At 73.9% G+C, this 12,289-nt stretch carries 11 protein-coding genes and 1 pseudogene; 4 read left to right on the top strand and 8 right to left on the bottom strand.

Going from position 1 to position 12,289, the window contains the following annotated elements:
- The first annotated feature begins 168 nt into the window (after positions 1-168).
- Together ACOJTC_RS03545 and ACOJTC_RS03550 are read left to right on the top strand one after the other, a co-directional pair.
- Positions 169-2,376, top strand: a complete 2,208-nt coding sequence (locus ACOJTC_RS03545) for a hypothetical protein (protein ID WP_420115716.1) — start codon at positions 169-171, stop codon at positions 2,374-2,376.
- Between the two features lie 141 nt (positions 2,377-2,517).
- A complete protein-coding gene (locus ACOJTC_RS03550) occupies positions 2,518-3,771 on the top strand; it encodes an AI-2E family transporter (protein WP_420115717.1) in 1,254 nt (417 codons plus the stop codon).
- 16 nt (positions 3,772-3,787) lie between these two features.
- On the opposite strand, the gene ACOJTC_RS03555 is transcribed toward ACOJTC_RS03550, so the two are convergent.
- The 6 genes from ACOJTC_RS03555 to ACOJTC_RS03580 all read right to left on the bottom strand — a co-directional run bounded on the left by ACOJTC_RS03555 (position 3,788) and on the right by ACOJTC_RS03580 (position 8,961).
- Positions 3,788-4,588: an alpha/beta hydrolase gene (locus ACOJTC_RS03555; RefSeq protein WP_420115718.1), complete on the bottom strand. Its 801-nt coding sequence runs from the start codon at positions 4,586-4,588 to the stop codon at positions 3,788-3,790.
- Between the two features lie 84 nt (positions 4,589-4,672).
- Entirely contained in the window at positions 4,673-4,999 is a 327-nt protein-coding gene (locus tag ACOJTC_RS03560; protein ID WP_088642767.1) for a hypothetical protein, read from the bottom strand.
- A gap of 16 nt (positions 5,000-5,015) precedes the next feature.
- A complete protein-coding gene (locus ACOJTC_RS03565; protein WP_420115719.1) occupies positions 5,016-6,086 on the bottom strand; it encodes a hypothetical protein in 1,071 nt (356 codons plus the stop codon).
- Positions 6,083-6,577: a SigE family RNA polymerase sigma factor gene (locus ACOJTC_RS03570; RefSeq protein ID WP_420115720.1), complete on the bottom strand. Its 495-nt coding sequence runs from the start codon at positions 6,575-6,577 to the stop codon at positions 6,083-6,085. The genes ACOJTC_RS03565 and ACOJTC_RS03570 overlap by 4 nt, the downstream gene beginning before the upstream one ends.
- 41 nt (positions 6,578-6,618) lie before the next feature.
- Positions 6,619-8,397: a 3-hydroxyacyl-CoA dehydrogenase family protein gene (locus ACOJTC_RS03575; protein ID WP_420115721.1), complete on the bottom strand. Its 1,779-nt coding sequence runs from the start codon at positions 8,395-8,397 to the stop codon at positions 6,619-6,621.
- A 96-nt stretch (positions 8,398-8,493) separates the two neighbouring features.
- Positions 8,494-8,961 (bottom strand): FHA domain-containing protein, encoded by a 468-nt coding sequence (locus ACOJTC_RS03580; protein ID WP_204928133.1) that lies wholly within the window; start codon positions 8,959-8,961, stop codon positions 8,494-8,496.
- Positions 8,962-9,153: 192 nt separating this feature from the next.
- On the opposite strand from ACOJTC_RS03580, the gene ACOJTC_RS03585 reads away from it, so the two are divergent.
- Positions 9,154-10,653 (top strand): aldehyde dehydrogenase family protein, encoded by a 1,500-nt coding sequence (locus tag ACOJTC_RS03585; RefSeq protein WP_420115722.1) that lies wholly within the window; start codon positions 9,154-9,156, stop codon positions 10,651-10,653.
- Positions 10,654-10,691: 38 nt separating this feature from the next.
- Here ACOJTC_RS03585 and nucS read toward each other — a convergent pair whose 3' ends face one another.
- Entirely contained in the window at positions 10,692-11,351 is a 660-nt protein-coding gene (gene nucS, locus ACOJTC_RS03590; RefSeq protein ID WP_420115723.1) for an endonuclease NucS, read from the bottom strand.
- A 71-nt stretch (positions 11,352-11,422) separates the two neighbouring features.
- Between nucS and ACOJTC_RS03595 the strand changes: the two genes are divergently transcribed.
- Positions 11,423-12,040 (top strand): DUF4126 domain-containing protein, encoded by a 618-nt coding sequence (locus ACOJTC_RS03595; RefSeq protein WP_145923013.1) that lies wholly within the window; start codon positions 11,423-11,425, stop codon positions 12,038-12,040.
- Positions 12,041-12,105: 65 nt separating this feature from the next.
- Here ACOJTC_RS03595 and ACOJTC_RS03600 read toward each other — a convergent pair.
- Positions 12,106-12,289, bottom strand: a pseudogene (locus tag ACOJTC_RS03600) (hypothetical protein); the annotation flags it as partial.

The raw sequence follows: 12,289 nt of genomic DNA on the forward strand, positions 1-12,289 counted from the left end.
GGGGTGGGTGTTGGGGGGGGGGGGGGGGGGCCCGCCGCGTCGCCCCCCCCCCCCCCCCCGCGCCCGTTCCCGCCCTGTGACACCCTGTCGCGGGACAGCACTGAAACAGCTCCCCACAGCGGCGTCCGTATCGCCCCCGGAGGGCCGGATGCGTGTGAGGATGGGGGCATGTCGCACGGCGAGGAACTGTTCGCTCTCGGCGGGGATGTGACGACGGAGCCCAGCTTCGAGTCCGCTCTGCGTGGATACGACAAACGACAGGTCGACCGGTACGTCGCTCGTGCGGAGCACGAGATCGCCACGCTGACGGGTGAGCGGGAACAGGCGTACACCCAGATCCACAAGTTGGCCGGTCAGGTCGAGCACCTGCAGCGGGATCTCGCCCAGGTGCGCAAGCAGGTCGGGGTGGTGGACCGGGCCTCCTTCAAGCATCTCGGCCCCCGGGTCGAGCAGATCCTCGCCCTCGCCGAGGAGCAGGCGGACGCCATCCTGGTCGCCGCCAACGAGGAGATCGAGGCCCGCCGGGCCGCCGCCGAGCACATCATCGACGAGGCCCGTGAGCAGGCCGCAAGGGCCCTCAAGGACTTCGAGATCGCGCTCGCCGCCCGGCGTGCCGAGGAGGAACGGCACACCACGGCCCGCAAGGCCGAGGCGGACGCCGCCGTGCGTACCGCCAAGCAGGAGGCCGCTCGGCTGCGCAGCACCGCCAAGGACGAGGCGACCCTGCTGCGCGCCACCGCCGAGGACGAGTCCAACCGGTTGCGGACCGCCGCCCAGGAGGCCCTGAACCGGGCCCAGCAGGAGGCCACCCAGCTCCGCGACACCGCCAAGGAGATCCACACCCGGGCCCAGCAGGAGGCCACCAAGCTCCGCGAGACGGCGAAGGCGGCGCTGGCCAAGGCCCAGAAGGAGGCCACCGACCTGCGCGAGGCCGCCAAGGAGGTGCACCTCAAGGCGCAGCAGGAGGCCCGGCGGCTCGTCGATTCGGCGACGGAGACCAGCCGCGCCACCCACGCCAAGGCGCTCCAGCAGGCCAAGCAGGTCACCGACGACGCCGACGGCGCGGCCAAGGCGACCCGGGAACGCGCCCGGCAGGAGGCGCAGCGGCTGACCACCGAGGCGACCGAGACGGCCCAACGCAGCCGGGCCGAGGCCGAGGCGTACGTGCAGCGGATGCGCACCGAGACCGAGGCGTACGTGCAGCAGTCCCGCGCCCAGACGCAGCAGGAGCTGGGGGCCTGGCGCGCGGGGGTGGAGCAGGAGGTCAACGGCCGGCGGGAGGCCGCCGACCGGGAGCTGGCCCAGCGCCGGGCCGCCGCCGAGCAGGAGTTCGCCAAGCGCCGCGACGAGCTGGACCGCAAGCACCGGGCCCGGCACGACGAGCTGGAACAGCAGCACGGCACGCGGCAGGCCGAGCTGGAACGGGAGTGGGCCGCCCGGCGGGACGAGATCGAGCAGGGTGCGGCCGAGATCCGCCGGGCCGCCGAGGCGGACGCGGCGACGCTGCGCCGCACGGCCGAGCAGGAGACCACCGAGCTGCGTCGGCGGGTGGAGCAGGAGACCACCGAGCTGCTCGACCGGGTCGAGCGGGAGACCGCCGAGAAGCGTCGCCAGGCCGACGAGCACGTCGCCGCCTCCCGCCGGCAGTTCGACGAGTACGCGGCCACGACCCAGCAGCACCTGGCGACCACCCAGCAGCACCTCGCCGCCACCCAGCAGGAGGCGGCCGCCGGCCGGCAGCAGCTCGCCCGGGTGATGCTGGAGATCGCCCAGGCCCAGCAGCAGCTCGCCGACCTGCGTCAGGAGACCTGGCAGGCGCGGCAGGAGCACGACGATCTGCAACGGGACGTCACCGCCCTGCGGACGAGCGCCGCGACGCCGGTGGGCGTCGACGCGGTGGTGCCGTCCCCGGACGGCGACCGGCCGGGGACGGGTCCGCTCGGCAACGGCAGGAAGCCGAAGCCGACGCGCACCGCCGACGCCCCGGCACCGCAGCCGGTGGGCTCCGGTGCGGTCGCCAGCGCGAAGCCCTCCGCCGACGGCGATGCCGGGAAGAAGCCGGTCGTCGCCGGTGCGGACTCGGTCGTGGCCGTCACCAGGCCGGCCGGCGGTCCGGGCGCCAACGGCACGAAGCCGACCGGCGGTACGGACGGTGCCGCGAAGCCGAAGGCCGAGCCGGTGACCACGGTGGACGGCGGGACGGCGAGCGCCGGAGTGGACGGTGAACCGACGGTCGCCGCGGTTCCGGGTGCCGCCGGCCGGGGCGCCACCCCGACGAAGATCACCAGTACCGGGGAGAACGGCAAGCGGCCCAGCAAGCCGACCACCGACGAGCGCAGTGCCAAGCCGAGCACGGTGACCGTCGAGTCCGAGTGAGCACGATGGGGTGCCCCGGGGTGGCCGGTGCAGCACCCGTCCCACTACCCTGCGGGCAGGAGCCCGTACGGTAGGTGCCCGCCGGGTGGGTCGGCTGATCCGCTCCGGTGTGCCGCGTCGGGGCGGAACTGGGGAGGTCCGGTGGCACAGCACGGCCCGGCACGCGACGACGCGACCCGGGACAGCACCCCTGAAGTCGTACCGACGGACGCCGACGCCCCCACCCCCCGCCCCACGGCACGGGACGAGCCGGCGCGGGACGAACCGGCACGGGACGAGCCGGCGCGGGGCACACCAGCGCGGGACGCCCCCGGGGACGACGACGCCGGGTCGGTCGCCACCGGGTCGGGGCGGTTCGGTCGACCCGGTCGGCCACTGCGCCGCAGCAGTTTCCTGGTCGGCTTCACCGGGGCGCTCGGCGTGCTGCTGGCGTACACCGTGTTCCTGGGCATCCGCAATGCCGGCGGCATCCTGGTCCTGGTGGTGATCGCGCTCTTCCTGGCGGTGGGGCTCAACCCGGCGGTGGTCCGGCTGCGCCGCTGGGGGTTGCCGCACGGGCTGGCGGTGACGGTGGTGGCGCTGACCCTGGTGCTGCTGATCGTCGCCGGGCTGGTGGCGCTGGTGCCGCCGGTGGTGACCCAGACCGGGCAGTTCATCGAGCAGCTTCCCAGCTATGTCGAGGAGCTGCGCCGCAACCGCACGGTCAACGACCTGGTGGTCCGGTACGACGTGATGCGGCGGGTGCAGGAGCTGGCGAACGCGGACACCGTGGGCCGGGCGCTCGGCGGGGTCCTCGGCGGCGCCCAGTTGATCTTCGGCACGATCTTCCGGGTGCTCACCGTGCTGGTGCTGACGATCTACTTCCTGGCCTACTTCGACCGGCTGCGCGATCTCGGGTACGCGTTGGTGCCGAGGTCACGCCGGCAGCGGGTCAGCCTGATCGGCGACGAGATCCTCACCAAGGTCGGCGCGTACATGGTGGGGGCGCTGAGCATCGCGGTGCTGGCCGGCGCGACCAGCTTCGTCTTCGCCCTGGTCGTGGGGCTGCCCTATCCGTTCGCGCTGGCCGTGGTGGTGGCGGTGACCGACCTGATCCCGCAGATCGGGGCCACCCTCGGCGCGGTGGTCGTCAGTCTGGTCGGCTTCGCCACCGCGCTGCCGATCGGCATCGCCTGCGCGGTCTTCTTCGTGCTCTACCAGCAGGTGGAGAACTACCTCATCTACCCGAAGATCATGCGGCGGTCGGTGGAGGTCAACGAGGTGGCCGCGCTGCTCGCCGCCCTGCTCGGGGTGGCGCTGATGGGGGTGGTCGGCGCGCTGATCGCCATCCCGGTCGTCGCCGCCCTCCAGCTCATCCTGCGCGAGGTGGTGCTCCCCCGCCAGGACCGCCGCTGAGCCGACCGGAAGGGGCTCAGTCGGCGGCGGGCCCCGGCACGGGGGTGTCGGCGAAGGCGGCCACCGTCCGGTCGGCGTACGCGCTGACGTCGCCGGTCTCCATCGGGCCGTCCCAGCTCGTCGGCAGCGGCAGCGGCACCGCCGGGTTCACCCGCCTGACGATCTCGTCGAGCACCCGCTCGGCGTCGCCCACCCAGAGGTGCTTGGCCCCGGGCACGCCGACGACCTCGGCCTGCGGCACCGCCGCGAAGCGCCGCCGGGCCTCCTCGGGGCGCAGGTAGTCGTCGAACTCGGGCACCAGCGCGGTCAGCGGCCGACCCGATTCCGCCCAGACGGCCAGGTCGCCGGGCTGCGAGAAACGCAACGGCGGGGAGAGCAGGATCGCCCCGGCCACCGCCGGGTCGCAGCCGTACTTCAGGGTCAGGTCGGTGCCGAACGACCAGCCCACCAGCCAGATGTTCGGCAGCTCGTGGAACTCGGCGTACTCGATGGCGGCGGCGACGTCGAACCGTTCGCCCACCGCGTTGTCGAAGGCGCCCTCGCTGGTGCCCCGCACGCTGCCGGTGCCCCGGGTGTTGAACCGGAGCACCGCCAGGTCGGCCAGGGCGGGCAGCCGCCAGGCCGCCTTGCGGAAGACGTGGCTGTCCATCATCCCGCCGTGGGTGGGCAGCGGGTGCAGGCAGACCAGGGTGCCCGCCGGCGTCCGGTCGACCGGGCGGGCCAGCTCCCCGACGAGCCGCAGGCCGTCGGCGGTGTGCAGCTCGATGTCCTCCCGGTGGCCGGGCAGGATCGACGACGCGCGGATCGGTGTGCTCACCGCCCCAGTCTGACCCGAACCCGCCGCCGTCGCTCGCCCGGGGCACAACCGGGGTGATCCAGATCGCCCATCCGGCCGGACCGGTCAGCCGTAGCGGGGAGCGCCCCGGCCGCGTAGCAGGTTCGGTCCCCGCCGGTCCCGGGCCCGCCAGCAGCCGTTGTGCCAGTGCCGCCGGTCGGTGAGGTCACCCGCGCCGTCGGCCGGCCAGGCCACCAGGTGCGCCACCCCGGGTCGGATCTCCTGGTCACATCCGGGGCAGCGGTACGTCTTGACGGACGCCCCGCCGCTGATCCCGCGTACCTGCCACTCGCCGTCGCGCCACTGCTGCACCGACTCCACGCCGTGCCGGGCCCGTTCGGCGTCCAACTGGCCGGTGTCCTCGCGGCGGGGACGGTTGCGACGGGGGCTCACCTTGCCAAGGTTACGGTCAGTCCCAGGTCGCCGGACGGGTGAGGTCGTCCGCCAGCACCGCCCCGCCGAGGACCGTCGCCGCGTCCGCTTCGGTGAAACCCCGGCGGGGCGGGCCGAAGCGGACCGCGAGCCTGGCCCCGGTCAGTCCGAGCAGTTCCAGTTCGTCGCCCCTCGGATGCAGGTAGCCGGCCCGGTCACCGATCGTCCGGTTCCCTTCGGTACGGCGGCCGACGAACTCCGCGTGGTACTCCAGGCGGACGTCGAGCCGCTGGTCCTCGCCACGCAGCACGGTGAGCAGGACGTCCACCGAGTCGGGCAGGTCGACGAGGTTCACCGCGCAGCGGGCGAGCCGGGCATCCGGCGGCAGCGCGGTGAGCCGCAGCGGCGTGGCACACCGGTACGCCTCGTCCAGCCGCAACGCCTGCGCCACCGTCCGCAGGTCACGGTCGTTCGGACCGACGGTGGTCACCCGGGCGTAGAGGCCCGCCACGGGCTGCCAGCGCAGGATCCACCCGGGCTCGCCGCCGGGACCGGCCGGGGCGACCGTCCGGACGGTGCCGTCGAAGTCCGCCGCGGTCACCAGTTCGGACTCCGCGTCCGGCGCCGTGCCGTAGCTCATTCCCTCGTGCAGCGCCTGTTCCACGTCCGCCGGCGTACGACCGAGGTCGAGGACGACCTGCCGGCCCCCGCTGACGGCCAACCGGACGCTCTCCACCCCCTGCCCGGCCTCCCAGCCGAGATAGCCGGCCCGCGCCGGGTCGATGCCGAAGTGCAGCAGGGTCGGGTCCGTACCCACCAGGTCCGGCCGGAGGGCGGCCGTCGCCGCCGTCGGTGCCCGAGGCGGCACGACAGTCGCCGGCGACGGCTCGGCGGACGTCCAGGGCAGTCTCCCCGAGTGGTCCGCCACGGTGGGTACGCCGAGACCGAGCACCACCACCAGGCCCAGGGCGACACCCACCCCGACCCGCCGACGACGACGCCGGGCGCGGCCCCCGACCACCGCCCGGACGGTCAGCCGGTCGATGTCCACCAGCCCCTCGGCCCGCTCCCGCAGGGTTTCGCTGATCCGCTGGTCCAGCTCGGTCACGACCGGCTCCCGTTCGTCGTGGGGACACCGAGGCGTGCCCGCAGGTGGGTGAGCGCCCGCAGCGCGTGGGTCCGGACGGTGCCCGGCGAGCAGTCCAGGATCTGGGCGATCGTCGCGTCGTCGAGGTCCTCGTAGTAGCGCAGCACCAGCACGGCCCCCTGACGGTCGGGCAGTCGGCGGATCAGTCGCCACAACTCGTCCCGGTCGGCCGCCTCGCCACCGACGTCCGCCCGCCCCGCCCGCTCGACGAAGCCGTCGACCACCAGCTCACGGTTGGACCGCCGCCGCCACCAGGACCGGTTGGCGTTGACCAGCATCCGGCGTACGTACACGTCGGGGCGGTCGGTGCGGACGATCCGCCGCCAGTGCACGTACGCCCGGGCCAGCACGTCCTGGGTGAGGTCCTCGGCCCGGTGCGGGTCGCCGGTCAGCAGCCGGGCCAGCCGGACGAGCGCCGGCCCCCGGCTGCTGACGTACTCCTCGAAGGTCACACCCGTCAGACGCCGTCACCGGCGTCCACCGTTGACCCGGATCAGCGCCCGGTGTGCTCGCGGAAGCCCCGGCCGGCGGCGCGACCCAGGTGACCTGCGGTGACCAGGTGGTGCAGCAGCGGCGCGGGGGCCAGGCCCGGTTCGCGCGATTCCCGGTACAGCGCCCGCTGCACGGCCAGCGCCCGGTCCAGACCGATCGCGTCGAGCAGCGCGAACGGGCCCGTCGGGTAGCCGCAGCCGAGCGTCATCGCGTGGTCGATGTCGTCGACGCCGGCATAACCGGCCGCCAGCATCTGCACCGCGTCGTTGAGGTACGGGAAGAGCAGCGCGTCGACCACGAAGCCGGCCCGGTCGTCGCAGACCAGCGTGGTCCGGCCGAGGGCGGCGCAGACCGCGCGGGCGGTGGCGGTGGCCTCCGGCGACGTCCGGACGGTGGTCACCACCTCGACCAGCGTGCGTGCCCGCACCGGGGTGCAGAAGTGCAGGCCGAGCACGTCGGCGGGACGGCGGGTGGCCATCGCCAGCTCGATCACCGGCAGTGTGGAGGTGGTGGTGGCGAGCACCACGCCCGGCTTGCAGACCTCGTCGAGGCGGGCGAACAGCGTCCGGGTGGTGTCCGGCTCCCCCGCCGTCGCCTCGAGCACCAGGTCGACGTCGGCGAGTTGCTCCAGCGCGTCCGCCCAGGTGATCCGGGCCAGGGCGGCGTCCCGGCCGGACGGGTCGGGATCGTCCCGGGTGACGCCCTCGTCGAGCGCGGTCCGGACCGCCCCGGCGGTCCCGGCGGGCCCGTCGGCGCCGACGGCGACCACCTGGTGGCCGGCGGCGGCGAACACCGCGGCGAGATCGGCCGCCGTCGTCCCCGAGCCGACGACACCGACCCTGGTCACGGCCGTGGTGCCCGGCGCGTCGTCGACGGCGGTCGGGGTCGCCGGGTCGGGTACGACCTGCGCCGAGCCCGGCTTGTCGTAGGTGTAGAAGCCGCGTCCGGTCTTGCGGCCGAGCAGTCCCGCCGTGACCATCTGCCGGATCAGCGGCGTCGGGGCGTGCCGGCGGTTGCGCCCGCCGTGCCGGTACATGGTGTTCAGGATCTCGTACGCGGTGTCCAGGCCGATCAGGTCCAGCAGGGCGAGCGGACCCATCGGCAGGCCGCAGCCCAGGGTCATCGCCGCGTCGAGGTCCTCGCGGGTGACGTGGCGCGCCTCGAACAGGCTCACCGCCTGGTTGAGATAGCCGAACAGCAGGGCGTTGGCGATGAATCCGGCCCGGTCGCCGATCGTCACGCCGACCTTGCCGAGCCGGGTGCAGAGCGCCTCGACGTCGTCGACCACGTCGGCGGCGGTGACCACGGTGCGGACGACCTCGACCAGTTTCATCACCGGTGCCGGGTTGAAGAAGTGCAGGCCGACGACCTGGTGGGGGCGACCGGTGGCGACGGCGATGTCGGTGACGCCCAGCGAGGAGGTGTTGGTGGCGAGGATGGTGTCGGGCCGGCAGATCCGGTCCAGTTCGGCGAAGATCCGCCGCTTGAGGTCGAGGCGCTCGGGGACCGCCTCGACCACCAGGTCGACCGCGTGCAGCGCGTCCAGCCCGACCTGGAAGTCGACCCGGGCGTGCAGGGCGTCCCGGTCGGCCACGGCCAGCCTGCCGCGCGCCACCGCCCGGTCGGTCGACCGGGTGAGGGTGGCCCGGCCCCGGGCCAGGGCGTCCGGGGAGATCTCCACCGCGACGACGTCGACACCGTTGCGGGCGAACACCTCGACGATGCCGGCACCCATGGTGCCCAGACCCACCACGCCCACCCTGGTGAACTCCCGCGCCACGACCGGCCTCCCTGGTTGATTCCGCCGTTGCCGACTTGAACGAACGCTAAGGCTATCCGTCGGGGCCGGGGCGGGGGAGGCCGGTCCCCGTCCGCCTCAGGCGTCGACGGCGCTGGGCGCGGGGGCCGGGGCGGCCGGCAGGGCGTCGGTGGAGCCGGGAGGGCGCGGCGGCAGCGGCAGCGTGGGCCGGTGGTCCCGGCGGCCGAGGGACCCCCCGGCGAAGCGCAGGCCGACCGGATCGGTGGTGGCCAGTCCGGGGTCGAAGTAGCGCAGTTCGGTACGGCCGAGCCGGATCACGTCGCCGTCGGTGAGCGGTTCGGCGTCGGTGATCCGCCGGTCGTTGAGCCAGGTGCCGTTGGTCGATCCCAGGTCGACGAGGACCACCCCGTCGTCGGTCAGCCGTACCTCGGCGTGCCGCCGGCTCAGGTGCGCGTCGGCGACCGCGATGTCGGCGGTCGGTGCCCGGCCGATCACCTGCGGCTGGGGCCGGACGCGGAAGCTCGCCCCGCGCATCGGGCCAGCGGCCACCGTCAGCAGTGGCCTCAGTTCCGGATGATCCTGCATGGACAGTCAGCTCCCCACCCACCGTCGCCCCGCGGTCAGCCTGCCAGCTTCGCGTGACCAGCTCACCACCCGCCCGGTCATCTCCACGACCCCTGGCGGACATCCGGTGTCCACCGAACAGGCGGCGACGGAGCGATAGCTGAGCGGCATTCACAACTACCAGCGGGTAGCTTGCGGGGCTAGACTGCCGCCATGACGGCTGTGCAGGTCCCGGGTACCCCGGTCATCTCCGACGGGCGGCTGGTCTCGACGAGCCCGGCCACCGGCGACGAGGCCGGCAGCGTGCCGGTCGCCACCGCCGGGGAGGTCGGCCACGCGGTCGCCCGCGCCCGCACGGCCGGGCAGTGGTGGGCCGGGCTCGGCTTCACCGGCCGCCGCACCCGGCTGCTGCGCTGGCGGGCCCTGCTCGCCCAGCGGGTCGAGGAGCTGGCCGAGCTGATCCACGTCGAGGGCGGCAAGCCGGTCGGGGACGCCGTCGTCGAGGTGCTCACCGCCATCGAACACATCGACTGGGCGGCCCGCAACGCCCGCCGGGTGCTGGGGCCGCGCCGGGTCCGCTCCCGGCTGATCCTCGCCGAGTTCTCCGGTCACCTCGAATACCAGCCGCACGGCGTGGTCGGGGTGATCGGCCCGTGGAACTACCCGGTGTTCACCCCGGTCGGTTCCGCCGCCTACGCGCTGGCCGCCGGCAACGCGGTCGTCCTCAAGCCCAGCGAGTACACCCCGGTCGTCGGGCAGTGGCTGGTCGACACGTTCGCCGAGGTGGTGCCGGAGCAGCCGGTGTTCACGGCGGTGCACGGCCTGGGCGACGTCGGCGCGGCGCTGTGCCGCTCGGGCGTCGACAAGGTGGCCTTCACCGGTTCCACGGCGACCGCCCGCGCGGTGATGGCCGCCTGCGCCGAGTCGCTGACCCCGGTGCTGCTGGAGGCCGGCGGCAAGGACGCGATGATCGTCGACGCCGACGCCGACCTGGACGCCGCCGCCGAGGCGTGCGTCTGGGGCGCGCTCACCAACGCCGGGCAGACCTGCATCGGCATCGAACGGGTCTACGCGGTGGCACCGGTCTACGACGAGTTCGTCGGCAAGGTGGTCGCCCGCGCCGAGCGGCTGACCGTCGGCGCGGACTCCGCCGACCTCGGTCCGATCACCATGCCGAGCCAGCTCGACGTGATCCGCCGGCACATCGACGAGGCCATCGCCGCCGGGGGGCGGGCGGTGGTGGGCGGTCCCGCCGCCGTACAGCCGCCGTACGTGCACCCGACGGTGCTGGTGGACGTCCCGGAGTCCGCGTCGGCGATCCGCGAGGAGACCTTCGGCCCCACCGTGACCATCACCCGGGTCGCCGACGCCGACGAGGCCGTACGCCGGGCCAACGCCCTGCCGTACGGCCTGGGGGGTTCGGTGTTCGGGCGACGCGACGCGGTGGCGATCGCCCGCCGGCTGCGCTCGGGGATGGCGTCGGTCAACTCGGCGCTCACCTTCGCCGGGATGTCCACGCTGCCGTTCGGCGGGGTGGGCGACTCCGGCTTCGGCCGCATCCACGGTGAGGACGGGCTGCGCGAGTTCGGCCGGGCCAAGTCGGTCACCCGCCGGCGGGCCCGGTCGCTGCTGCCCGCGATGACCTTCGAGCGGACCCCGACCGACGTGGCCCGGATCGTCAAGATCACCAAGGCCCTGTACGGCCGCCGCTGACCCGCCCGGCGGGTGGTTCCCGCCCGGCCGGCCGGCGGTCAGAACAGGGTCAGCTCGTCGCGCACGATGCCGCGCAGCCGGTCGTAGTCGACCACGACGCAGCGGATACCCCGGTCGGTGGCGAGGACCCGGGCCTGCGGCTTGATCTCCTGGGCGGCGAACACGCCGGTCACCGGGGCGAGCAGCGGGTCCCGGTTCATCAGTTCGAGGTAGCGGGTGAGCTGCTCGACGCCGTCGATCTCGCCGCGCCGCTTCACCTCGACGGCGACCGCGCCGGCGTCGGCGTCCCGGCAGAGCAGGTCGACCGGGCCGATCGCGGTCATGTACTCCCGCCGGACCAGGGTGAAGCCCTCCCCCAGCGTCTCCGGGTTGGCGGCCAGCAGCTCCTGCAGGTGCGCCTCGACGCCGTCCTTGCGCAGGCCCGGGTCGACGCCCAGCTCGTACGAGGTGTCCTGGAAGACCTCCTCCAGGGTGATCCGCAGCTCCTCGCCGGCCTTGTTGACCACCCGCCACACGCCGGGGGCCTCCTCCAGCCGGCAGGGCGGGCTCATCCAGTTCAACGGCTTGTACGCACGGTCGTCGGCGTGGATCGACACCGACCCGTCCGCCTTCACCATGAGCAGGCGGGTGGCCAGCGGCAGGTGCGCCGAGAGCCGTCCGACGTAGTCCACCGAGCACTTCGCAATCACCAGACGCACCCGACGAGGGTAGCCGAGGACCGACCCGTCGCCGTCGCGCGGCACTGGCGCGCCGGTGCGATGCTGAGATGGTGTTCGAAGTCCTCACTGGTACCGGGCTCGCCGCCTCGGCGGGTCTGAACGCCTACATCCCCCTGCTCACCATGGGTCTGCTCGCCCGCTACACCAGCCTGATCGACCTGCCCAGCGGCTGGCAGTGGCTGGGCAACGGGTGGGTGCTGGCGATCCTCGCGGCGTTGCTCGCGGTCGAGGTCGTCGCCGACAAGGTGCCCGTGGTCGACCACGTCAACGACGTCGTGCAGACGGTGGTCCGCCCCACCGCCGGTGGCCTCGCGTTCGGCGCGGGGTCGGGCTCGGAGACGGTGACGGTGAGCGACCCGGGCGGGTTCTTCTCGTCCCACCAGTGGGTGCCGGTGGCCGCCGGTGTCGCCATCGCGCTCGGGGTGCACCTGTTCAAGGCGGCGGCCCGACCGGTGGTCAACGCGACCACCGCCGGTTTCGGCGCACCGGTGGCCAGCACCGCCGAGGACGCGACGAGCGTGCTGATGTCCCTGGTGGCGATCATCCTGCCGGTGCTGGTGCTGGCGTTCCTGCTGGGCATGGTGGCGTTCGTGGTCTGGTTCCTGCGCCGACGCCGGGAACGCCGCCGGGACCGCGAGGCGGCCCGCGCCGCCGGCTACCGGGTCTGACCCGCCGCCACACACGCCGATGGCCGGCACCCCGGGTGGGGTGCCGGCCATCGTGTCGTACGGGGTCAGCTGTTCCAGTGCTTGGCGACGAGGTCGGCGGCCTGCTGTTCCCACTGGGCGTAGTGGTCGGGGTAGGCGGAGACCTGGACGGTCTGGGCGGCCTTGGTCAGGGGCATGTCCTGCCAGCCGTCGACCTGCTTGAGGCCCTTGAGGAAGGCCAGGGTGGCGTATTCGGGGTCGGTGATCTGC

Source organism: Micromonospora sp. (genome assembly GCF_048594385.1).
GTDB lineage: Bacteria > Actinomycetota > Actinomycetes > Mycobacteriales > Micromonosporaceae > Micromonospora > Micromonospora wenchangensis.